The organism is Nocardia sp. NPDC004260 (genome assembly GCF_053603155.1).
Genome location: NZ_JBSGEZ010000019.1, coordinates 48420 through 71446 on the forward strand (window position 1 = coordinate 48420; position 23027 = coordinate 71446).

Genomic DNA, 23027 nt, shown 5'->3' on the forward strand with positions numbered 1-23027 from the left:
GCGGGACGCGAGAGCCGCTGCGCTGCGACGGGAGCGCTTACCTAAACTGATGGCCATGAGCGCACCCACGGTCGACCTGATGGATTACTCGGATGTCATCGCCCGGTTCGAGCCGGTGCTCGGCATGGAGGTCCACGTCGAGCTGAACACCGCGACGAAGATGTTCTGCGGTTGCCCGACCGAGTTCGGCGCCGAGCCGAACACCCAGGTGTGCCCCGTGTGCCTCGGCCTGCCCGGTTCGCTCCCGGTCGTCAACCAGAAGGCCGTCGAATCGGCCATCCGGATCGGGCTGGCGCTGAACTGCTCGATCACGCCGTGGGGCCGGTTCGCGCGGAAGAACTACTTCTACCCCGACCAGCCGAAGAACTACCAGATCAGCCAGTACGACGAGCCGATCGCCACGAACGGGCACCTGGACGTGGTGCTCGACGACGGCAGCACCTTCCGTGTCGACATCGAGCGCGCGCACATGGAGGAGGACACCGGCAAGTCGGTGCACATCGGCGGTGCGACCGGCCGCATCCACGGCGCGAGCCACTCCCTGCTCGATTACAACCGGGCGGGCGTGCCGCTGATCGAGATCGTCACCAAACCGATCACCGGCGCGGGGGAGCGCGCCCCCGAGGTGGCGCGGGCGTACGTGACGGCGCTGCGGGATCTGCTGAAGTCGCTCGGGGTGTCCGACGTGAAGATGGAGCAGGGTTCGCTGCGCTGCGACGCGAACGTCTCCCTGATGCCCATCGGCGCAACGGAATTCGGCACCCGCACGGAGACCAAGAACGTCAACTCGCTGCGCAGCGTCGAGGTCGCGGTGCGCTTCGAGATGCGCAGGCAGGCCGCTGTGCTCGCGGCAGGCGGCACGATAGTCCAGGAGACGAGGCACTTCCACGAGGCCGACGGCACCACTTCGCCCGGTCGCCGCAAGGAGACCGCCGAGGACTACCGCTACTTCCCCGAGCCGGACCTCGAGCCCGTCGCGCCCGCGGCGGAGTGGGTCGAGCAGTTGCGCGGCACCATTCCCGAGTACCCCTGGCTGCGCCGTGCGCGCATCCAGTCCGATTGGGGCCTGTCCGACGAGGTGATGCGCGACCTGGTCAACGCGGGCGCGCTTGACCTGATCATCGCCACCGTCGACGCGGGCGCACCGGCCAACGAGGCGCGCTCCTGGTGGGTCGCCTACCTCACCGAGAAGGCCAAGGAGCGCGAGGTCGCGCTGGAGGAGCTGCCGATCAGCCCGGCCCAGGTCGCCGAGGTGATCAAGCTGGTCGACGCGAAGACGATCAACAACAAGGTGGCCAAGCAGGTCGTCGACCACGTGCTGGCAGGCGAGGGCGACCCGGCGCAGATCGTCGAGGCCAAGGGCCTCGGCATGGTCAGCGACGACAGCGCCTTGCAGTCGGAGGTGGAGAAGGCCCTGGCCGCCAACCCCGACATCGCCGACAAGATTCGCTCAGGCAAGGTGCAGGCCGCGGGCAAGATCGTCGGTGACGTCATGAAGGCGACCCGCGGTCAGGCCGACGCGGCGCGCGTCCGCGAACTGGTCCTGGCCGCCTGCAGCTAGGTGCGGCGGTCGACCCCGACCACGCTGTATGACGTGGTCGGGGTAGGCGGCGTGGTGTAGCGCGCGTTCGGCAGGTAGAGCCGCTCCTCGTACGCCGCGACTGTCGTCGGTACGTCGAAGCGCGGGTCGGTGACGCGTCCTACGACCGATCCCGTAGCGCCCGCGTGGTCGAGCGCGACCACCGCGATCGTGTTGGACCGGTTCTGCACGACCAGAAGTGTGTCGCCGCGTAGCAGCAGTCCGTCCCCATTGGGCAGGGTCTCGGCGCCGATGTCGATCCGCCGTGTCGTGCCCGTCGCCGGGTCGACGCGGAACAACCGGCCGGTCACCGACTGCATGATGATCAAGCCGGTGCCGTCGGGTGTGCGCAGTGCCGAGCGTTTCGACGTCTCAGTAACCGACGGTGAAATGTTCGTTCTCGCGGGGGTTTTCGAGCTCGTCCAGAACGGCTACGGCAAGGTCTTCCGCCGAGATCCGGGACGCGCCGTCGGCGCCGGTGATAAGCGTCGTGGTGCCCCGCCGGTACTTCCCGGTGCGCTGTCCGGGTTCGAGGAGGGCGGGTGGGCTGAGATAGACCGAGTCGGCCGGATGCGCTCGGCAGGTGTCCCATTGCGCCACGCTCGCGGCGGCGATGGTGCGGATCGACGCCGGTACGTATTCCGGACTGTCGATCACCAGCCGCTCGGGGTGTCCCGGAACCCGTAGCGGCGCGGCGCCGCCGACGACGAGGATGCGCGTCCCGGTGGCCGCGGCCGCGTCGAGCAGGGCTGTCGTGGTCGCCGTGACGGTGTGTTCCTGCCCAGCGGCCGCACGGGTCGCGGCCACGATCGCGTCGGCGCCGTCGAACAATTCGCTCATCCGGACCTTGTCGTTCGCGTCGCCCTCGGCAACGGTCACCATGGGCGGCAGGGCGATCCGCCGCCCTTTCCGGAAGGCGGCGACGATCTCGTGGCCGCGGCTGGCGGCCTCGTCGACGACGCACGAGCCGACCATGCCTGCGGCTCCGACTACGGCGATCTTCATTTCGATATCCCTTCGGGTGCTGCGACAGGAGCGGACGAGCGGGTGGGCGCGGGAAGCTGTCCCGCGACGATCGCGGCGAGCGCGAGCCCGAACCCCGCGAGTTGGACCGGGCCGAGTGTCTGGCCGAGCAGAACGGCGCCGAGAACCGCCGCGACCAGCGGCGAGAGCAGAACCAGAACCGCGACGGAGGTGACGGGCAAGGAGCCGATGCCGCGGAACCACAGGACATACGCGAGCAGACCCCCGACCAGCCCCAGCCATAGGTACCCGAGAACGGCGGGCGGGTCGATCGCGGGAGGCGGCCCTTCGACGAAGAACGTGAGAGGCAGCAGGAACAGCCCACCGGCAGTGAGTTGCCAGCCCGCGAACGCCGTGGGACCGGCCTCGGCAGGCCGCCCCCACTTCTTCGTGAGGGTCAGGCCGATCGCCATGGAAGCCGCGGCGGCAAGGCCCGCGACCACCCCGGTGAGGTCGAAGGCCGCGTCCGGCCCGATCACCACCAAGCCGATGCCGACAAGGCCTATCGCTCCCCAGACGAGGCGCCGAGCGGAGGGGCTTTCGCCCAAGATCACCACGGCCAAGACGGCCACGACGAGCGGCTGGGCCGCCGCCAAGGTCGCGGCCACGCCGCCCGGTAGGCGTTCAGCGGCGAGGAACAGCATCGGGAACAGCAGCCCGATGTTGAGCACACCCAGCACCGCGGCTTTGCCCCACCAAACTCCGCGCGGCAGCGTCCGCGTGATCGCCAGCGCGATCAGACCCGTCGGCAACGCGCGCAGGAGACCGGCGAACAACGGGTGTCCCGGTGGGAGCAGCTCGGTGGTGACGACATAGGTCGTGCCCCATGACGCGGGAGCGAGCGCCGTCAGAACGGTGCGCGGCAGGGTTCCCAGTGGCGCAGTTCCGCCGAAAGCCGCCTGGGTTGCTGGACTTTTCACCTTCGCAGTCTCACGCGAAAGTGATCAATGAGTCCAACACATGTTTGTCACTTCATCAATCGTGTTTAATGATCAATCCATGGAGCTCCAGCAGATGCGCTACGTCATCGCCGTGGCCGAGACGAACAGCTTCACCCGGGCCGCCGAACGATGCCTCGTCGTGCAGTCCGCCCTCAGCCATCAGATCGCGCGTCTGGAACGGGAATTGGGCGCGCGACTCTTCGAGCGCACCAGTCGCCGGGTGCGCCTCACACCGGCCGGCGCGGCGTTCCTCCCCGCCGCCCGCCAGTGCCTGGACGCCGCCGAGCGCGCCGCCGCCGAGGTGGCCGCGGCGGTCGGCGAGGTGCGTGGGCGGCTCGCCGTCGGGCTGATCCCTACGGTCGCCGCGGTGGACATTCCGGAGGCGCTGCGCGATTTCCGCCGCCGTCACCCGCACGTGCGCATCAGCCTGCGCGTGGGTGCGAGCGAGGAACTGGTGGAGAAGGTCGAGCAAGGAGCCATCGACGTCGCATTCCTCGGATTGCCGACCACGACACGACCCCGAGGCGTGGTCGCGCACGAACTCGCCCGCGACCGGCTCGTAGCCGTCGTCGCGCCGGACCACCCGCTCGCCGGAGAGCGATCGACCGACCTGCGCACATTGTCCGCCGAGGTCTTCGTGGATCTCCCGGCCGGGACCGCCGGACGTCTCCAGTCCGACCAAGCCTTCACAGCCGCCGGTCTGGACCGCGACGTCGCTTTCGAAGTGACCAGCGCGGACTATATCGCCCGACTCGTCCGCCCCGGCCTCGCCATCGCCATGCTCCCGTCCGCTTACGTGCCCCAACTGGAGGGCGTGACCACCATCGAGGTCACCGATGCCCCCGCCCGAGTCGAATACGTCATCTGGAGCCGCAGCCGCACACCGGCGGCCACCGCGTTCCTCACCGTTCTCGGCATCGCCGCGCAGGCCTCGGACGACTCCTGAAGAATCTCGTCTCATCTCGGCGCAAGCGCCGCACCGGGAGAGATGCTGTGGAGGGACATTCTGACCTCCTTCGCCCCCCTGACCTGATCGGACTCTGCCGGATGTGTCGGTGTCGAGTGGCACGAGCGAAATCTGGGTCCGTCCGTCGCTTCCCAGGGCGGTCGGCGCCGGTTCCGGCAGCGAGATCGGCGCGCATGCCGTTGTGCGCTCGCCTCGGTCGGGGGCGGCTGTTCGTTCGTGCGGAAGGAGTGAGCGGCAGCCACCCACCACCTCGACAAGGCAAAGCGCCAGGGCGCGCGATTACCGCCGCACGCGCCCAGCGCACCTCGACCACGTTTTTCGAGCGAACCGAGACCGAGCCTGTTCCGTTCGCGGCCCGGCTCGCGTCCGAGCGGCCGCCGCGTCCGCGACGAAGTCGCCAGCGGCGGTTGCTCGGACGCGAGCCATAAGAGGGCCGCGAACACCCGGCGCCGCAGGCGCTGGAAAGATCAACACAGCCGCGCCCGCGCGGCCGACAACTCAGTCCGGTCCGCCGCCTCCGGCCTGGGGCGGCGGAATGCGGACGACGCGGTCGTCGAACGGTCCCGGTTGGCCGTCGGTCTTGTTCACCGTGGCCACCCAGATGGTGCCGTCGGCGCCGACCGCCGCGCCGCCGAGTTGCCCGTACTTGTCCTGCGCGGTCAGCGTCGGCGTCGCGGTGACCGCGTGGGTGGTCGGGTCGGCGGCGGCGATGGCGAGGGCCTTCGCGCGGGTCATCGAGATCGCGACACCGTCCGAGGCGGCGGCGCACCCGGCGACGCCGGGCCGGTCCGGCCAGGTCCACATGGTGGTGACCACGCCGTCGCCGCCGAGTCGTTGCAGCCGGTCCTCGGCGGCGGTGCGGTCGGTGATCCAGATGCTGTCCTTGCTGTCCCGGCACACGTCTCCGGCGGTCCCGATGCCCGAGACGGCGACCTCCGGCGTGAGTGTGCGGCCGGGTACCGGGGAGCTCACGCGCAGCAGCTTGCCCGCGAGGGAACCGGCCGAGGCGGCCGCGCCGGGGTTGCCCGCGTCGCCGGTCAGCACGAGCATCTGGTCGGACGAGGCGAATTCGATCGCGCCGTGATTTCCACTGGAGCCCTTCGGGATTCCGGTGAGCACGTCCTTCGGTGAGCCGCCTTCGGCGATGCGGACCACCCGGTTGTCACTGCCGGTGGTGATGTACGCGTACATCAGGCCGTCTTCGTTGTAGGTCGGGGACAGCGCGATGTCGCTGAGGCCGCCGTCGCCGGAGCCGTCCACGTCCAGCCGGGCGATCTCGACCGGCGGCTGGTCGGGCACCACCTTCAGGATCCGCCCGGTCCTGCGCTCGGCGACCAGCGCGCCGTCGGGAAGCGCGACCAAGCCGCCGGTGGTGTCCAGGCAGGTGGCCACCACCGCGGGGTCGGGATCGATGCACGGGCCGCTCGGCCGGGTGGTCGAGGTGGGCGGCTGGCTCGGCTTCTTCGGGTCGATGTTGGCTCCGTGCAGGGTCGGTTCCGGGGTGAACGGACTGGACGCCGAATCGTCGAACCGGGCGCATCCGACCAGCAGGACGGAGCCGAGCGCCAGGCTCGCCGCGACGCGGCCCACGACAACCAAACTCATAGCCCAGACGTTACGGAAATTCCGTCGCCCGCGCCCTTCCGGGTGGGGGTGTCGCGCGCGCACTGACACGCCGCGCTGTACTTGCCCGCCCTGGTGCGGTGCGGCATAGGGTATTGGCCGTGACCGACAAGCCGAAAGACACGCCCGAATCCAAGGCCGGGAACGCCGCTCCTTCCACGGCCGAGCAGGCGGCGGTGTCGTCCACCGGTCGGGGAGTGACCAGCCCGTACGATTCGCCGACCGAGCAGTTCGAGCGGGTGGATCCGGCCCAGCGGCCGCAGCTGTCCAAGGACGTCCCGCGCACCGAGGAAGAACTCGGGCTCGAGCCCGAGGTCCCCGCTACCGGCGCGAACAGAACCGCTGCCGGCGCGACAGCGGCGCCCACCTACGACTACGCGAGCATCCCACCCGCCCCCGCCCCGCCGAGCGACACCGCGCGTCTACGTCGCCGCAACGGCGAGGTCCGCCGCGGCACGCTCGATCTCGGATTGTTGCTGCTTCGCTTGGTCGTCGGCGCCACTTTCCTCTACCACGGCCTGCAGAAGCTGACCGGCTGGTTCCACGGCCCCGGCCTGGACGGCACCCGCGACATGATGGAGCGCGGCGGCTGGGACCACCCGAGCGTGTCCGCCCTCCTGGTGACAGCGGGCGAGGTCGGCGGCGGTGCCCTGCTGATCCTCGGCCTGCTGACTCCGCTGGCGGCCGGTGCGGTGCTCGCGGTCATCCTGGACGCCTGGGCCTGGAAGCAGGGCATGGCCCCCGGGTTCCAGTACAAAGCCGGTCCGGGAGCGGTGGAATACGAGAGCGTCCTCGCGGGCGTCTCGGCCGTCATCATCCTGACCGGCCCCGGTCGCCTGTCCTTCGACCGCAACCGAGGCTGGGCCATCCGCCCCGCCTCCGGCTCTTTCGTCATCCTGCTTCTCGCTGTGGCGGCGGCGGTCGGCGCGTACTGGTACCTGCACGGCGGCAACCCGCTGACGGGCATCGGCCCCTTCGACTGAATCCAGACGAACCGAAGGCCCCTTCGTCGTAACGGGACGAGGGGGCCTTCGTCGTTTGCTGCCCAACTCCACGATGGGTACCACGGAACCGGCCGATCTGCCGACGTCTTCGTGCAGGTCACGGGATCGAGCTGAGATCCAGCCGCAGCACGAGAGAACGACGACGCCGACCTTCGCCGTGATCCCGGCCCACCGGCCGGGGGCGCCCACGACAAGGTCGTCGAAGCCCTGTGAGCCCTGCGGGTAGAGCGACAGCCGACACCGGCGCCGCCGGGAGTTCCGCCGTTCCGGCAGGACCGTGAATGACGTTGATTTCGGATCAAGACTTGACGTAGGTCACAATTTGATGTTGAGTTCAGTTTCAATATCGGCCCACCGGAGGGAGGGTCGAAGCCCAGATCCGAAACACGACGATCGAGGGAACTGCATGGCCCCACCCCTGACTGTGAACGATCTGTCTCGCGGGCTTCTGGTCGCGGGCAGGCCGCTTCGCGAGGTCGGTGTCGCACCCGCCGCAAGGGAGGGCGCCGGCCCGGTCGGCCAGCGGCGATGAGTTCCGTTCTCTGCCAGTCGAAGCGACCAGCGGAAGTCAACGAGGCGCTGGTGAGATTCGTCGATTCCATCTGATGTGGATGGAGTCGGGCGCGATGCGCGGGAGCGGTCGGAGACGGTTTCGTCGGCGGAACCGAATCGAATCGCACCCGTGCGTGTTCGCAATCCCTCGAACGTCTGGTTCGAGGCACAAAGAAGAAGGAAGAAGATGAGGAAAACGATTGCAGCAGCGTCGCTGCTCGTCTCGACGCTCGGCATAACCGCCGGAACGGTATCGGCGGCACCGGCCGAAGCCGCGGCGGTCGGTTACAAGGTATCGGTCGGAGAGCGGTCATCGGTGATCGATCTCGCGGCCGGCTCGATTGCCGTCGAAGAGGGGGTGCTGAAGATCAAGGCCCCCGGCGGTGCTGTGGTGGCGGGTTCGGAATTGTCCTTCCGGGTCGATGATTTCGTCTTCCCGATCGCCGCCGAAATCCGCGACCGCACTGCTACCTTGACGCCGCAATTCGACCTCGAGCACGCCGCCTACAAGCCGGTGGCGCTGCCCTACGAAGACCAGGCTCCCTGGAAGACCCAGTACGACCGGGAACAAGCCGCTTGGGCGCGACTTTCCTCCACGATCCTCATGGGCGCGACGATCGGTACCGCCGTCGGCGGCATCGGCGGCGCGGCGGTCGGTTGCGTGCTGGGCGGGATCGCCGGGGCGACCGTCGCTTCCGCGGCGATTATCGGCTTGTTCGGAGCCTTCATTCCGGCAGCCGCCATCGGATGTCTGGGCGGAATCATGGCCCTCGGCGCGCTGGGGACGTTGGCAGGCCAGATTCTCGTCACCGCTCCGGTCGCGATCATGGCGGCAGTCCAGTACTTCACGACGATCAACCAGCCGATGCCGGCCCCGGCCCCTGCCCCGGCCCCGGCGAAGTGACGCCAACCCTGCCCAGCCGGTTCCCCCGGCTGAGCAGGGTCTGGGCTTTCATGACAGACTTCGCCGCCACGAAGCTGCCGAACGTCGGCTGGAGTGCGGACCGCGCCCATCGGCCATCCCGGGGAGATCGGAGCCGAGAGACCGACAACGGGTGTGCGACGATTCCTTCGAGAGTCCAGCGCAGAGCAGGGAGGGTGAACGATGGCCAGGACGGTCGACGACGAAGCGGCAGCGGCGGAGATCCCATCGCTTGCCGATACCTCTGCCCTGCGGGAGCCCCCTCTTACGGCCCGCGGCTTGCGTAGGCGGGCAGCGCTGGTGGCCGCGGCCCGAGTGGTATTCGAGCGGGACGGCTACCTCGACGCGCGATTGTCGGATATCACGGCCGAGGCGAAATGCTCCACGGGTAGCTTCTATACCTATTTCTCGAGCAAGGAAGAGATTCTGCAGGCGGTGCTCGAAGCATCGCAGCACGAGATGCTGCATCCGGGAATGCCGCGTCTGAGTACGGACGAGGCCTCTCCGGTAGCGGTCATCGAGGCGAGCAACCGTGCCTACTTCGAGGCGTACAAGCGAAACGCGAAATTGATGCTGATCCTCGATCAGGTGGCCGCGATCGACCCGAAGTTCCGCGAAATGCGCCGCCGCCGCGCCCGCGCCTTCGCCGCCCGCAATGCGCGATCCATCAGGGATTTACAGGAACGGGGCTTGGCCGACCGTGAACTCGATCCCCAGACCGCCGCGCGGGCGTTGTCCGGCATGGTCGGCCGGATGGCGTACTACGCGTTCGCCCTCGAAGAGGAAATTTCGCTGGACGACCTCGTTCGAACGGCCACCCGCCTGTGGGCCAACGCGTTGAAAATCGACGAGGCCGCGAGCTGAGTGAACTGGCCGGGGACCGCGTCGTCACCGGAAATACCGGCGCAGTCCCGGTGCCACCGTCAGCGGCTGTTCCGGTCGCATCACGCGGTTTTCCTTGCCGATGCGGTTGTCGCGGATCTCCCTTTTGACAGTTATTGAACTTGACGCCAAGTTTAATTACGGTGTGAGGGGGATTACCAGCTAGGCCAGAAGGAGGATTCGGATGGTCAACGTCGCCGGTCCGATGTGGAAGAACGCGCTCGATCGGCCCGAGGCGATCGCGATCAGGGCGCAGGGCGAGGAATGGAGCTACGGCCGGCTGAGGGACTCGGTGGCGGCCTTCGCCGGTGCACTGCGTGCCGCCGGGATCGACAGTCGCGACCGCGTACTGCTGGTGGCCCCTAGCGTCCCCGAATTCGTTGTCGCCTACATGGGTGCGCACCTCGTCGGCGCCATCGTCATCACCATGAACACAATGGCGACCGGAGCTGAAATCGGTTATGTCATCGACGATTCCACGGCACGCCTGGTGATCGCGTGGCACGAGGCGACGGCATCGGCCGAAACGGCCACGCGGGAGCGCGGACTCCCGCTCTGGGTGCTCGAGCCGGGCGCGCAGCGTGATCGGACGGAGCCGCTGTCCGAACCCGTCGATCTCGCCCCGGATGATGTCGCGGTTCTGCTGTATACCTCGGGTACCACCGGGAAGCCGAAGGGCGTGGAGCTCACGATCGCCAACCTGCACGCCGCGTCGACGATCTTGATCGACTTCCTCGGGGTGACGAGCGAGGAGCGGATGGGCACCGCGCTGCCGCTGTTCCACGTATTCGGACAGTCGGTCGTCATGAATACCGCGCTGCACCTGGGTGCGTCGCTGTCGCTACTGTCGCGGTTCGATCCCGGCCGCATGCTCGAGATGGTGCGTGCGGACGAGATCACCCTGATGTCGGGTGTCCCGACGATGTGGAACGCGATGCTGCACGCCGGAGGGGACTTCGGGCCCGAGCAGTTCGGGAGTCTGCGGATGGCTTCGTCGGGCGGTGCCTCACTCCCGGGGGAGGTCATCCGAGCTTTTCGCGCCCGGTTCGGCTGCGAGATCATGGAAGGCTATGGGCTTACCGAATCGTCGGGAATAGCGACGTTCAACCCCGTCGGGAAGGACCCGAAGGTGGGTTCTGTGGGTCTTCCGTTGCCCGGCATGCGAATCGAAGTCCGGGACGCCTCGGGCTCGGTACTCGCTCCCGGTGAGGTAGGCGAGTTGTACCTGTCCGGTCCGACGATCATGCGGGGATACTGGAACCGGCCGGAGGCCACCGCATCCGACCTGCGCGACGGCTGGCTCGCCACCGGGGATCTCGGCAAGGTCGATGACGACGGCTATGTCTACATCATCGACCGGGCCAAGGACATGATCATCCGGGGCGGCTACAACGTCTATCCCCGTGAAGTCGAGGAAGTGTTGTACGGGCACCCCGATATCGTCGAAGCGGCGGTGATCGGTGTGCCCGACGAGCACTACGGCGAGGAGGTCGCCGCGGTGATCACCCTGGCGCCCGGAGCGGAGCCGACACCGGATGAACTGCGGAGTTGGGCCAAGGAGCAGCTCTCGGCATACAAGGTTCCGCACCTGTTCGCGTTCGTGGACCAGTTGCCGAAGGGCGCCACCGGAAAGATCCTGAAGCGGGCGATCGACTGGAAATCGCTGCCAGGCCTGAACGATCCGGCGGACAGGGGAGCGGTTGCCCATCGGTGAGCTGGGCGGCGGCGGACGCCGTCGAGGTATCCCCGCGCCTTGATGGGCGTGACGCAGGTGTCGGCAGGACAGGCCTGTCGTCCCTGCGTCACCCGGCTCGTGAAGTCTGTACCGAGCCCGTGCGCGCACCCTGATATAGAAGATGTGGGTGGGACGCAGAAAGTTGCTGGAACCGACCGCACGGGCCGCACAGCCTCGCTCGTGATCTGGTGACGGGGTCGCAGCGTCAGCGGCTGTTGTTCGGTGTGACCGACTAGGACACGACTCTGTCGCCTGCCCCGGTGAGCTCGCAGGAAGCGTCGTCGCTGGTGTTGCCACCCTCGGAGACGATCCGCGCGAACGCCGTCGCGCAGTTGGCCGATGCGATACCGGAGGTGTTCGCCCTGATGGTCGAGTTCCGCACGATGACGGTGCCCACCGGGGCGTCGACCCGATCGGTCAGCTGGCGCGGGAGGGTATCGAGGTAGGCTGGCGCCACATTGATTCCGCCGCCACCATCCGAGGCAGTGTTTCCGCTGACTGTCGCCCGATCGAAAGTCACCACACCCCGGCCTCGCACATCGACACCGCCGCCGCGCCCGGCGAATCCTCCGGGGCGGTACCACTTTCCGGGATTGATCACGTGGTTGTCGGAGATCGTGGAGTCGGTGAAGGTGCAGGTGTTGTCGCACCGCACACCGCCGGCCTCGCCGGAGGTATTGCCGGTGATGATCGTGTTCGTGGTGTGCAAGTCCGATCCCGGCACGTTGAAGATGCCGCCGCCGTACCCGGCGCTGTTACCCCGGACCACCACGTCATCGAGGACGAGGTTCGACGAATTGGCGATGCCGCCTCCGCCGGTGTCGTAGAACGGAATCTCGTGTTGGGCGGTGACTCCGCCCGTGACGGTCAACCCCGCCACCGTTACGGACGAGGCGATACTGAGCACCCTGTCGATCCCGTTGGCGTCCAGCACCGTCCGGTCACGGCCCGCGCCACGCAGCACCGTCGGCGCGGTGAGGTTCAGGTCTCCCGTGGTCGGATCGGCGTTGCGGCCCTGCACTTTCTGCGGATCGGGCGGTATCGCCAAAACATAGCGGCCGGTCGGCACCACGATCGTGCTGCCCGGACGGGCATTGGCCACCTGCACCGCGGCGCGCAGGGTGCAGGTACCAGAAGCCGTGCGGCACGATCCGCTTCCGGGATCGGCCGCGATTTCGTCCGCAGTGGTGTCGACCGTGATCACCACTGGCGTATCCCCACCGGGCGCGCTGTCGGCGTGGGCCGTTCCGGGGAATCCGCATGCGGTTCCGACGGCCAGGGCTGTGATGGCGGCAGCGCCGGCCGCCGCGGCAGATGTTCTCGTCCTCATGAGGGTCTTTGATCCAATCACGAACCTGAAGTTGTAAACGCTCGCGTATAAGTCAGGTACGCGAGCATTTACAACTATGCGGCAGGCCAACGCTCAGTGCTGGCGTTTACGTGAATCCTGTTGGCAGTTATTCAGAGTGATCAGACGACGCTGATCAGGACGGAACGGAGACGGAGGCGTTCCCGCCGGCCGTCGCGGGCTGCTCGGCCGACACGGTTTCCGGCAGTGCCCAAGCGCAGCCCAGCGTGCACAGCGCCATGACCATGAGGAAGGCGGAGACCGACGCTGTCGAACCGGTTGCCGCCAGCAGCGCGGTCATGAGGAAGGGCGTGCCACCACTGACCAGGATGGCGGCCAGCTGGTAGGCCAGCGTTATGCCGGAGTAGCGGATTCGGGGCTCGAACAGTTCCGCGAGATACGCCGCCAACGGGCCGTACACCAGCCCGGAGCCGAGGCCGCTGCCGACCGTGGTTGCGATCATGATCGCCGTGAGTGAGCCGCTACCTACCAGCCAGAAGAAGGGGAATGCCCACAGCGCCATGAGCGCTGCCCCGATCAGTATCAATGGGCGGCGACCCACACGGTCGGACAGTGAACCGGCGAGATAGATGATGGGCACTCCGATGGCCGAGGCGAGCAGGGAGACGGCCAGCAGGCTGTTGCGGGCCAAGCCGAGTTCGCGCACACCGTAATCGAGCACACCGGCGACGCTGATGTAGAAGATGGCGTTTGTTCCGAACAGCAGGCCGGCGCCGAGCAGAACCCGCTTCGAGCGCGTGCGCAGTACTTCGAGAATCGGGGCCTGCGCGACCGCGGTCGTGGCCGCGGCGGCTTTGGTCTGCAGCCGGCGGAACTCAGGGGAGTCCTCGATGCGGAGCTGGATGAACAGCACCACCGGGAACAGCGCGGCGCTGGCCAGGAACGGGATACGCCAACCCCAGCTCAGAAAGTCGGCACCCTTGACGTATGCGCTGACCAGAAGGAACGCGCCGGTGCCCAGTAGCAGGCCCAAGGGCACGCCCATCTGGCCGAAGGTGCCCGCTTGGCCCTTGCGGTTCGGCTTGGTGGTTTCGGTGAGCAGCAGGGTGACCCCGCCCCACTGGCCTCCCACGGCGATGCCCTGGAGGAACCGCAATGCCACCAGCAGAATCGGCGCGGCCACGCCGATCGACTTGGAGGTGGGCAGCAGGCCGATCGCGCAGGTGGATGCGGCGACCAGGATCAGGCACGAGACCAGTGCCGGCTTGCGGCCGAAGGTGTCGCCGATGTGCCCGAAGATCAGTCCGCCCAGTGGCCGGGCGATGAAGCCCGCCCAGAAGGTGCTGAAGGCCAGCAAGGTGCCCATCAGCGGCGACGCATGGGGAAAGAACAGCTTGCCGAATACCAAGGCGGCGGCTGTTCCGTAGATAAAGAAGTCGTACCATTCGATCGAACTGCCCACCAGGGCAGCGGCCATGAGTCGCCGTAATTTCTTCTGATCGGGGCTGCCGGAATCCGAATTCGGAGTCATATCTATCTCCAGGGTGAGAAACGAACCTGATGTGACGCGGGTCACCGTCAGTGGTCGGCAACGCTACTTAAAGTTGACGTCAGATTCAATAGGTTCCGCGAGATGCTCGGCATGAACTCCGGCACGGCCGGTCCGGGGCTCGACCAATACGCAGCTCAGGCGGGGTATTCCAGCGGCGTAGGGTTTGCCGCTGCCCGACACCGCGGCACCGGCCTCCAGCCTCGGAGACGGCGGTGATCGCGATGTCTGGATGGGAGACGGTGTGCATGGGCGCCGCTGGTGTCGCGGCGATCAGCCCTGCGCTCGCCAGCACGGCATCGCCCAGACATGGTGTGGGGTTCGACGGCGTCGAGCTTGCGGGGCTGTCTGCGCGGCTTCGACGGCGGCCATCGAGGCGTTCGCGACCGGAGTCGCTCGCTGGCACTTTGCAGCTGGGAACGGGGTGGAGCGTAGCGGACCTCGTCACCTCGGTGGACCGGATCCGCGGGCGCAGGATCGTGCGAGCACCATTGCCAGAGAATGCGCCCGTCGGGTCGTGCGGGTTGTAGCCGGCCCGTGAGGCTGACGACGTGGTGCTGTATCGCCCGTCATCGGATCCGCTGATGGAGCGGCACGTGGTGGCTCATGAAGTCGCACATACGCTGCTCGAACACGGGCGCAAGACCTCGCCGGGCGAGCCGGCGAGGTTGCTGGTCGGTCTGGACGTCGGCCGTGGGCTCGGATCGCGTGTGTCAGTGCAGGTGGGTCTGGGCACGGCAATGGCCCCGGCGCACCTGGGCCGTGGAAAACGCTGACAGACTCGGCCACCACCTGACGCAGTGGCTAGTTGCCGCCGGGCGAGGCAGTTGTAGACGTGGCGCCTTCCGCGACCGCGCGAGTGCGGCAGCTGTCCCGCAGTGGCCGTCGTACGGTTTCGCTGAGGTGTGTCGGCCCGAAGTGGCGTAGCCTATGGGCCCCAGTCGTTTCGGGATGTTTCGATGGAGGTGGCGACATCGAGGAGATGCGGCTCGATTGTGGGGCAGCCGCGCGAGTCCGGTTTCGGCAGATCGTCCCGGTCGGTGAGGTACTGGCCGGGCCGTCCGGTCGCAGTGTGACCGGTGCGTTCCTCACCGTGGACAGCGGCACCAACGCCTGATCAACCCGCGAAATACCGTCCCGGCGGGACGCCGACGGCCCGCCGGAACGCCGCAACGTACGCGCTCGGCGTCGCATAACCGACCCGGACCGCGATCCGCGCGATCGGCATCCCCGCGGCGAGCAGCGGCAGCGAAGCGGCCAGCCGGATCTGCGCGCGCCACTGACCGAAACCGAGACCCGTCTGCGACACGAACAACCGCGCCAGCGTGCGCGGGCTGGCGGCCACATCGGCGGCGAATTCGGCGAGCGTGCGCGGGTCGGCCGGATAGGCGGCCAGTGCGTCGGCCACCTGCCGCGCCCGGGGATCGGTGGGCAGAGGCGCGCCGATCGGGATCACCGTGACGGGCTCGAGCAGATCGAACACCACCGCCTCGGCGCGTGTTCGCCGCTGCGCGGTGGTGTCGGCCGTGGTGAGCAGATCAAACAGTTCGTGCAGCAGACGGGTCACACGCAACATGGTCGGTCCGCCGAAATCGACCTGGCACCGGCCCGGATCCAGGAAGATGCCGCGTATCGCCGCGCCGTCGCAGGTGCCGGTGCGGTGCGCGGTGCCCGCGGGGATCCACAGTGCTCTGGTCGGCGGCAGCACCCAGCGGTGGTCGCCGATCTCTACGGCGAGCACACCGCGCGAAGCCCACGCGATCTGGTGTTGCGGATGCTCGTGCCAGTCGAACCAGTGTCCCGCGGGCAGTACCCCGACTCCGAACACCATGGCGGTCGCGCCGGTCGGGGCGCGGTGGACCACGGCGTGGCCGTTCTGCGACACAAGTTGTCATCGTAGCCTGTCGTGCCGGGCGTGGGTTCGTTTCTAGCCTCACGGGCATGGCGATGAACACACTTCACCGATTGCTGTGCCGCTCGTCGATGTGGGAAAAGACCAGTGCGACCCGCATCGTGCCGTGGGCGCTGTCCGGCCTCGACCTCGGTGCCGACACGTTGGAGATCGGTCCCGGCTACGGCGCCAATGTTTCCGCGCTACTGGCCCGCACCTCGGCGCTCACCGGTGTCGAGATCGATCCGGCGCTGGCCGCCCGGTTGCGGGACCGGCACGGGCGGGTGATGACGGTGATCGACGGCGACGGCGCCGACATGCCCTTGCCGCCGGGCCGATTCGACTCGGTCGTGTGCTTCACCATGCTGCACCACGTGCCCTCGCCCGCCAGGCAGGACGCGTTGTTCGCCGAGGCACTGCGCGTACTGCGCCCGGGCGGGGTGTTCGCGGGCAGCGACGGGCTCGACAGCCGGATGTTCCGGCTCCTGCATCTTGGCGACACCTGCGTACCCGTGCCACCCGAGACCGCCGCCGACCGACTGCGCCGCATCGGCTTCACCGACATCGACATCAACACCGGCACAAACATCTTCCGCTTCCGAGCCAGAAAGCCGCAGTGAGCTTCTCGGCGCGGTTCATTCCGCTGCCATCCGGGCCGGCTCAGCACGCCGTCGTCAAGCAAGGGCGACCCCGACCACGCTCATCGCGCGGTGCAAGCGGTCACTCAGCCCGGTCGGGTCCGGGAGCGACATTCGGCGTTAAAGGGTATCGGGTGGTTAGCGATGGGGCGCTCAGAGCGATCGTTCGGGGTCTGCAAGACTGGACGATTCGCCTGACCGGGGAAGGCGCCAGGGGCGTCGCGGACATCGGCAGAAGTGCGGCCCGTTTCGTCAGGCACGATGTCGACGTGAAGGTGCACGCCGACCAGGGCAAAGGCCATGAGATCGAGCAAGCCGGTGCGAGACCTCGATCGCCGGAAGACAGGAGAGGCCCCTTCTCGGCCCTCACACAGTGGATCAGGGGCGGGCGAGCAAGCGGTGTCGGCGACGACGTGGCGGAAACGATCATTGCACGGTGGGGGGAACTGGGAGCACACTCACGCGAACGAGGCTTCCCTGAAATACGAGGCTCGATTTTCACAAGGTGCTACCCGAACCCCGACGAGGCGGCGCGCCAGGCGGACACGCCGACACCTTGCACTTCATGACAGCTTCGGAAGCCCGATCCTTATCGGTTTGCCCGGCAGTTCCGGATCCGGCGCCCAAAACGGTTGCGGCAGCTGACGTAGGACCTGCGACCAAGTCGTACTGCACCGAACCGGTACGGCCGAGAGACCAGGAGAGGCCGGAAGCCTAGGGCACGTGGCGGACAGCGCCCTTGTCGGCTGAGGTCGCCATCGCGGCGTACGCCCGCAGCGCGGTCGTCACCGGACGATCGCGGTTGACCGGCTGCCACGGCCGTTCGGAGGCTTCCATCTTCGCGCGGCGCTCGGCGAGCACCGCATCGTCGACGAGGACCTCGAGCGTCCGGCTGGTCACGTCGATGCGGATCTGGTCGCCGTTCTCGATCAGGCCGATGACACCGCCGCTGGCCGCCTCGGGGGAGATGTGCCCGATCGACAGGCCCGAAGTGCCGCCGGAGAAGCGGCCGTCGGTGATCAGCGCGCACTCCTTGCCGAGGCCAGAGCCTTTCAGGAAGGCGGTCGGGTGCAGCATCTCCTGCATGCCGGGGCCGCCCGCGGGCCCTTCGTAGCGGACCACGATCACGTCGCCCGGCTTGATCTTCTTACCGAGGATGACCGACACGGCCTCCTCCTGCGAGTCCACCACCACCGCGGGGCCCTGGAAGGAGAACAGCTCCTCGTCGATGCCCGCGGTCTTGAGCACCGCGCCGTCGGGCGCGATGTTGCCGCGCAGCACGACCAGGCCGCCTTCCTTGGTGTAGGCGTGCTCGAGGTCGCGGATGCAGCCGCCCTCGGCGTCGGTGTCCAGCGACGACCAGCGGTTGTCGGTGGAGAACGGCTCGGTGGTGCGCACTCCGCCCGGGGCGGCGTGGAAGAGTTCGATGGCTTCCTGAGAGGCCTTGCCGGAGCGGATGTCCCAGGTGTCGAGCCATTCGTCGAGGCTCGCGGTGTGCACCGTGGTGACGTCGGTCTCCAGCAGGCCCGCCCGGCGCAGTTCGCCGAGGATCGCGGGGATGCCGCCTGCGCGGTGCACGTCTTCCATGTGGTAGTCGGAGTTGGGCGACACCTTCGACAGCGTGGGCACCCGGCGGCTGATCTCCTCGATGGTGTGCAGATCGAAGTCGACCTCGCCTTCCTGCGCGGCGGCGAGCGTGTGCAGCACGGTGTTGGTCGAACCACCCATCGCCACGTCCAGCGCCATCGCGTTGCGGAAAGCTTTGGCGTCGGCGACGTTGCGCGGCAGCACGGACGCGTCGTCCTCGCGGTACCAGCGGTTGGCGATGTCGACCACCACGGTGCCCGCCCGCTCGAACAGCGCCCGGCGCGCGGCGTGCGTGGCGAGGGTGGAGCCGTTGCCGGGCAGCGCGAGACCCAGCGCCTCGGTGAGACAGTTCATCGAGTTCGCGGTGAACATGCCCGAGCAGGAACCGCAGGTCGGGCACGCGGAGCGCTCGACCTCGGACAGCCCCTCCTCCGACACCGCCTGATTCGCGCTCGCGGAGATCGCCGTGATCAGGTCGGTCGGCGCCTGCGCGACCCCGCCGACGACGACGGCCTTGCCCGCTTCCATCGGCCCGCCGGAGACGAATACCGCCGGAATGTTCAGCCGCATGGCCGCATTGAGCATGCCCGGGGTGATCTTGTCGCAGTTGGAGATGCAGACCAGCGCGTCGGCGGTGTGCGCGTTCACCATGTACTCGACGGAGTCGGCGATGATCTCGCGCGAGGGCAACGAGTAGAGCATGCCGCCGTGACCCATGGCGATGCCGTCGTCGACGGCGATGGTGTGGAATTCGCGCGGCACGCCACCGGCGGCGCGCACCGCGTCGGCCACGATCTCGCCGACGTTCTTCAGATGCACATGGCCGGGGACGAACTGGGTGTAGGAGTTCGCGATGGCGACGATCGGCTTGCCGAAGTCGGTGTCGGTCATGCCGGTGGCGCGCCAGAGTGCGCGTGCGCCTGCGGCATTGCGGCCGATGGTCGTGGTTCGTGAACGAAGCGGTGGCATTTCGATGGTCCTCGGGTCGCGGGGGCTGACGTGCGACGACGCAGAGCGTGCTCGGCGGAGCACCACGTTACTCCCGGTGGGCGTGCCCACCTGCCGGGTGGTGTGGCGTCTCATCGCGGTCGGCCGGTTCGGGTGTGTCGCCGGTGCGTGGTGTCGCGGGCGACGACGGTGACGCCGGAGGTGCCGGAACGTCGGGGGTGGGGACGAGGAGGATCAGTGCTCCGGGGAAATCATCCCATCACTCGACCGCAACCTCCCAACGGCGGCGAATGTTCCGCTTCGGCGCGATGGCGCTCGAGCTGGAGAGTCGGCCGGTGTGACCGAACTCGCTACGTCGCGCTGTCGCGGCGCGTGTCTTCTTCGGCGCTCTCGCCGGACTTCGCCAACCCATTGGTCGCCGGATCGCCCACGGTGTTCGAGGTTCCGCCGCTCGCGTCCGCGGGTTCGGTGGGGGACTCTCCCGTCGCGGGTTCCCTCGGCTCCGCGAACGGGTCCGGAATCCGTCCGCCGGAGAAAGCGGCCAGATCGCGAAGCCGGTCATAACTCACCGCGGGCAACTTCACTTCGCTGCCGTCGGTCAGGTCGGCGCGCACATATCCACGCTTCGGGATTCGCACACCCTTCACCTGTGTCCAGTCGAGGTGGCGGGAGCCGAACAGCGTCCGCAAATCCAGCCCCGCATCCGAGACGCCGGTCTGCGTCCGCAGCACCCAAGCCAGCACCGCGACGGGGATGAGCAGCAGCCACCACAGTCCGGCGGGCCAGCCGACGAAGGGGAAGAACACGCACATCAGCAGGATGAACACGCCCAGGAACGCCAGCCGTGGGATGCGGATCACATGGGCGTCCGAGGCGCCACCCGTATCCGTTGTTCCCGCGGGCGTGTGGGACGATTCAGGCGGTGGCACGGACTGATGCGGTGATGACACACCACCATCCTCGCATCCTGATGAACGGACACAAGCAACCGCACTCTCCCACATAATGGGACACACGGGGTCATCTGTTTGACTCTTCGGTTCACACCCGCTTAACGTCGTGCGCGTGAATCGAAACGAGTTGCTCGTAATCGGCCGGCGCGTCCAGCGTTGAGCCTGACACACTGAGTCGAATACGTCAGCTCGCGTTGCGACGCGCCACCCTCGATCAGCCCTGGGCTGTCGGGGGCTTTTTTATGTTCGGACTAATGTCCGGCATGGCGAAGCGCAAGACACCGCTGGCACAACATCCGGGGTCGGAACCACAACCAGTAAGGAACGAAGACGGTGAGCGCACCTACCGCACGGCCCGGGCCTTCGGCCCGTAGGCCAGCGCCTTCGGCGAATCAGCAGGCCACGCCCGCTGCCAACGCGACGTCCGCGGCCAACCGCCGCCAGCTCCCGCCCGAGCGGGTCACCGGCGCGCAGTCGGTCATCCGGTCGCTCGAGGAGCTCGGCGTCGACACCGTATTCGGCATTCCGGGCGGCGCGATCCTTCCCGTCTACGACCCGCTTTTCGATTCCACCAAGGTGCGCCACGTGCTCGTCCGCCACGAGCAGGGCGCGGGCCACGCCGCCACCGGTTACGCCCAGGCGACCGGCAAGGTCGGTGTGTGTATGGCCACATCCGGCCCCGGCGCGACCAACCTGGTCACCCCCATCGCCGACGCGCAGATGGACTCCGTCCCGATCGTGGCCATCACCGGCCAGGTCGGCCGCGGCCTGATCGGCACCGACGCGTTCCAGGAAGCCGATATCTCCGGCATCACCATGCCGATCACCAAGCACAACTTCCTGATCACCGAGGGCATCGACATCCCGCGCATCATCGCGGAAGCGTTCTACCTCGCCGCCTCGGGCCGTCCCGGCGCCGTGCTGGTCGACATCCCGAAGGACGTGCTGCAGGCGCAGACCACCTTCACCTGGCCGCCGGAGATGCGGCTGCCCGGCTACCGTCCGGTCACCAAGCCGCACGGCAAGCAGGTGCGCGAGGCCGCGCGGATGATCATGGAAGCCAAGGCTCCCGTGCTCTACGTCGGCGGCGGCGTGATCAAGGCCGACGCCTCGGCCGAGCTGCTGCAACTGGCCGAGCTCACCGGCATCCCGGTGGTCACCACGCTGATGGCGCGCGGCGCGTTCCCCGACAGTCACCGCCTGAACATGGGCATGCCCGGCATGCACGGCACCGTGGGCGCGGTCGCCGCTTTGCAGCGGTCGGATCTGCTGATCACCCTGGGCGCGCGGTTCGACGACCGCGTCACCGGTCAGCTGGACTCCTTCGCCCCCGGCGCCAAGGTCATCCACGCCGACATCGACCCGGCCGAGATCGGCAAGAACCGGCACGCCGACGTCCCGATCGTGGGCGACTGCCGGGAGGTGATCATCGAGCTCATCGAGACCCTGAAGGCCGACCCGTCCGCGGGTGACGCGCTGCCACTGGCGCTGACCGACTGGTGGACCTACCTCGACGGCGTGCGCGACGCCTACCCGCTGGGCTGGACCCCGCCCGCGGACGGCTCGCTGTCGCCGGAGTTCGTCATCGAGGCGCTCGGCCGCCTGGCCGGACCCGACGCGATCTACTGCGCTGGCGTCGGCCAGCACCAGATGTGGGCCGCCCAGTTCATCAAGTACGAGAAGCCGCGCACCTGGCTGAACTCCGGCGGTCTCGGCACCATGGGCTACGCCGTCCCGGCGGCCATGGGCGCCAAGATGGGCGCGCCGGACAAAGAGGTGTGGGCGGTCGACGGTGACGGCTGCTTCCAGATGACCAATCAGGAGCTGGCCACCTGCGCCGTCGAGGGCGTCCCGATCAAGGTCGCGCTGATCAACAACGGCAACCTCGGCATGGTGCGCCAGTGGCAGACGCTGTTCTACCAGGAGCGTTACTCCAACACCGACCTGGGCACGCACACCCTGCGCATCCCCGACTTCGTGAAACTCGCCGAAGCCCTCGGCTGCCACGGCATCCGGGTGGAGCGCGAGGAGGACGTGGAGGCCGCGATCCGCGAGGCGCAGTCCATCAACGACCGTCCCGTGGTGATCGACTTCATCGTCGGCAAGGACGCCCAGGTGTGGCCGATGGTCGCCGCGGGCACCAGCAACGACGAGATCATGGCCGCTCGCGGCATCCGCCCGCTGTTCGACGACGACGAGCAGGCCTCCGAGCCCGCGGTCATCCACACGGCGATGTCGCACGAACAGAACAAGGTGAACAACGGATGAGTACCACGCATACCCTCAGCGTTCTCGTCGAGGACAAACCGGGCGTGCTGGCACGGGTCGCGGCGCTGTTCTCCCGCCGCGGCTTCAACATCGAGTCGCTGGCGGTCGGTGGCACCGAGCTCCCCGAGATCTCGCGCATGACCATCGTCGTCACCGTCGAAGACCTGCCGCTGGAGCAGGTCACCAAGCAGCTCAACAAGCTGGTGAACGTCATCAAGATCGTGGAGCAGGATTCCGACAGCTCGGTGGCCCGCGAACTGATCCTGGTGAAGGTGCGCGCCGACGCCAGCGTGCGGACCCAGGTGATCGAGGCCGTGGGGCTGTTCCGCGCGAAGGTCATCGACGTGTCGCCGGACGCGCTCACCGTCGAGGCGACCGGAACCCGGTCCAAGCTCGACGCGCTGCTGCGGATGCTCGAACCGTACGGCATCCGGGAGATCGTGCAGTCCGGTGTCGTCGCGGTGGGGCGTGGACCGAAGTCCATCACCGCCACCCGATGAGCTGACGAGCGGCACACCGATGGGGCCGACCGCCCAGCGGCGGCCACACGCTAGTCTTTCTGCGATCGACGGTTGGCGTGCCGCCTCCCCGCTCAGGCGGGAATGATCCCCTCCCGCGGCTGCGGGGGTGATCCGATCCAGAACAACGTAAATCCG

19 protein-coding genes and 1 pseudogene are annotated in these 23027 nt (G+C 67.9%); 11 read left to right on the forward strand and 9 right to left on the reverse strand.

The genetic code is table 11. The annotated features are described in order from the left end of the window. The first annotated feature begins 55 nt into the window (after nt 1-55). Nucleotides 56-1561, forward strand: coding sequence for an Asp-tRNA(Asn)/Glu-tRNA(Gln) amidotransferase subunit GatB (gene gatB, locus ACWEO7_RS13895; RefSeq protein ID WP_450026329.1), 1506 nt, complete (start codon nt 56-58; stop codon nt 1559-1561). Here the strand turns inward: gatB and ACWEO7_RS13900 are convergent. The 3 genes from ACWEO7_RS13900 to ACWEO7_RS13910 all read right to left on the reverse strand — a co-directional run bounded on the left by ACWEO7_RS13900 (nt 1558) and on the right by ACWEO7_RS13910 (nt 3522). Next, nucleotides 1558-1890, reverse strand: coding sequence for a hypothetical protein (locus ACWEO7_RS13900; RefSeq protein WP_452423476.1), 333 nt, complete (start codon nt 1888-1890; stop codon nt 1558-1560). The genes gatB and ACWEO7_RS13900 overlap by 4 nt on opposite strands. A gap of 61 nt (nt 1891-1951) precedes the next feature. Beyond that, on the reverse strand, nt 1952-2584 hold the full coding sequence (locus ACWEO7_RS13905; RefSeq protein ID WP_452423478.1) for an NAD(P)-dependent oxidoreductase: 633 nt from the start codon (nt 2582-2584) through the stop codon (nt 1952-1954). Next, nucleotides 2581-3522: an EamA family transporter gene (locus tag ACWEO7_RS13910; RefSeq protein ID WP_452423480.1), complete on the reverse strand. Its 942-nt coding sequence runs from the start codon at nt 3520-3522 to the stop codon at nt 2581-2583. The genes ACWEO7_RS13905 and ACWEO7_RS13910 overlap by 4 nt, the downstream gene beginning before the upstream one ends. Nucleotides 3523-3601: 79 nt before the next feature. Here ACWEO7_RS13910 and ACWEO7_RS13915 point away from each other — a divergent pair, with 79 nt between their 5' ends. Then, nucleotides 3602-4489 (forward strand): LysR family transcriptional regulator, encoded by an 888-nt coding sequence (locus ACWEO7_RS13915; RefSeq protein ID WP_452423482.1) that lies wholly within the window; start codon nt 3602-3604, stop codon nt 4487-4489. A gap of 519 nt (nt 4490-5008) precedes the next feature. Here the strand turns inward: ACWEO7_RS13915 and ACWEO7_RS13920 are convergent. Continuing rightward, nucleotides 5009-6115 (reverse strand): PQQ-dependent sugar dehydrogenase, encoded by a 1107-nt coding sequence (locus ACWEO7_RS13920; protein ID WP_452423483.1) that lies wholly within the window; start codon nt 6113-6115, stop codon nt 5009-5011. Nucleotides 6116-6234: 119 nt separating this feature from the next. Here ACWEO7_RS13920 and ACWEO7_RS13925 point away from each other — a divergent pair, with 119 nt between their 5' ends. The 4 genes from ACWEO7_RS13925 (at nt 6235) to ACWEO7_RS13940 (ending at nt 11207) form a co-directional block, all read left to right on the forward strand. Further along, the gene (locus ACWEO7_RS13925) at nt 6235-7116 is read left to right on the forward strand and encodes a DoxX family protein (protein WP_452423485.1); all 882 of its coding nucleotides are present in this window, start codon (nt 6235-6237) and stop codon (nt 7114-7116) included. A gap of 760 nt (nt 7117-7876) precedes the next feature. Further along, the gene (locus tag ACWEO7_RS13930; RefSeq protein ID WP_452423487.1) at nt 7877-8593 is read left to right on the forward strand and encodes a hypothetical protein; all 717 of its coding nucleotides are present in this window, start codon (nt 7877-7879) and stop codon (nt 8591-8593) included. A 201-nt stretch (nt 8594-8794) separates the two neighbouring features. Continuing rightward, nucleotides 8795-9475, forward strand: coding sequence for a TetR/AcrR family transcriptional regulator (locus ACWEO7_RS13935; RefSeq protein WP_452423489.1), 681 nt, complete (start codon nt 8795-8797; stop codon nt 9473-9475). Nucleotides 9476-9677: 202 nt separating this feature from the next. Next, on the forward strand, nt 9678-11207 hold the full coding sequence (locus tag ACWEO7_RS13940) for a long-chain-fatty-acid--CoA ligase (protein ID WP_452423491.1): 1530 nt from the start codon (nt 9678-9680) through the stop codon (nt 11205-11207). 253 nt (nt 11208-11460) lie between these two features. On the opposite strand, the gene ACWEO7_RS13945 is transcribed toward ACWEO7_RS13940, so the two are convergent. Both ACWEO7_RS13945 and ACWEO7_RS13950 read right to left on the reverse strand, forming a co-directional pair. After that, a complete protein-coding gene (locus ACWEO7_RS13945; protein ID WP_452423493.1) occupies nt 11461-12435 on the reverse strand; it encodes a CSLREA domain-containing protein in 975 nt (324 codons plus the stop codon). A 277-nt stretch (nt 12436-12712) separates the two neighbouring features. Beyond that, on the reverse strand, nt 12713-14068 hold the full coding sequence (locus tag ACWEO7_RS13950; protein WP_452423495.1) for an MFS transporter: 1356 nt from the start codon (nt 14066-14068) through the stop codon (nt 12713-12715). A 569-nt stretch (nt 14069-14637) separates the two neighbouring features. Between ACWEO7_RS13950 and ACWEO7_RS13955 the strand changes: the two genes are divergently transcribed. Next, on the forward strand, nt 14638-14862 hold the full coding sequence (locus tag ACWEO7_RS13955; RefSeq protein WP_452423561.1) for a hypothetical protein: 225 nt from the start codon (nt 14638-14640) through the stop codon (nt 14860-14862). After that, nucleotides 14816-14975 (forward strand): annotated as a pseudogene (locus ACWEO7_RS13960) (IS110 family transposase); the annotation flags it as partial. The gene ACWEO7_RS13955 and the pseudogene ACWEO7_RS13960, both read left to right, overlap by 47 nt. A 228-nt stretch (nt 14976-15203) precedes the next feature. On the opposite strand, the gene ACWEO7_RS13965 reads toward ACWEO7_RS13960, so the two are convergent. Further along, nucleotides 15204-15971, reverse strand: a complete 768-nt coding sequence (locus tag ACWEO7_RS13965; protein ID WP_452423497.1) for an AraC family transcriptional regulator — start codon at nt 15969-15971, stop codon at nt 15204-15206. 56 nt (nt 15972-16027) lie between these two features. On the opposite strand from ACWEO7_RS13965, the gene ACWEO7_RS13970 reads away from it, so the two are divergent. Next, complete coding sequence (locus ACWEO7_RS13970) at nt 16028-16597, forward strand: class I SAM-dependent methyltransferase (RefSeq protein WP_452423499.1); 570 nt, start codon at nt 16028-16030, stop codon at nt 16595-16597. A 732-nt stretch (nt 16598-17329) separates the two neighbouring features. Here ACWEO7_RS13970 and ilvD read toward each other — a convergent pair. Together ilvD and ACWEO7_RS13980 are read right to left on the reverse strand one after the other, a co-directional pair. After that, nucleotides 17330-19171, reverse strand: coding sequence for a dihydroxy-acid dehydratase (ilvD, locus tag ACWEO7_RS13975; protein ID WP_452423501.1), 1842 nt, complete (start codon nt 19169-19171; stop codon nt 17330-17332). Between the two features lie 329 nt (nt 19172-19500). Beyond that, nucleotides 19501-20010, reverse strand: a complete 510-nt coding sequence (locus tag ACWEO7_RS13980; protein ID WP_452423503.1) for a PH domain-containing protein — start codon at nt 20008-20010, stop codon at nt 19501-19503. A gap of 426 nt (nt 20011-20436) precedes the next feature. Between ACWEO7_RS13980 and ACWEO7_RS13985 the strand changes: the two genes are divergently transcribed. Both ACWEO7_RS13985 and ilvN read left to right on the forward strand, forming a co-directional pair. After that, the gene (locus tag ACWEO7_RS13985; RefSeq protein ID WP_452423505.1) at nt 20437-22371 is read left to right on the forward strand and encodes an acetolactate synthase large subunit; all 1935 of its coding nucleotides are present in this window, start codon (nt 20437-20439) and stop codon (nt 22369-22371) included. Then, nucleotides 22368-22871, forward strand: coding sequence for an acetolactate synthase small subunit (gene ilvN / locus ACWEO7_RS13990; protein ID WP_039799659.1), 504 nt, complete (start codon nt 22368-22370; stop codon nt 22869-22871). The genes ACWEO7_RS13985 and ilvN overlap by 4 nt, the downstream gene beginning before the upstream one ends. Nucleotides 22872-23027: the final 156 nt, after the last annotated feature.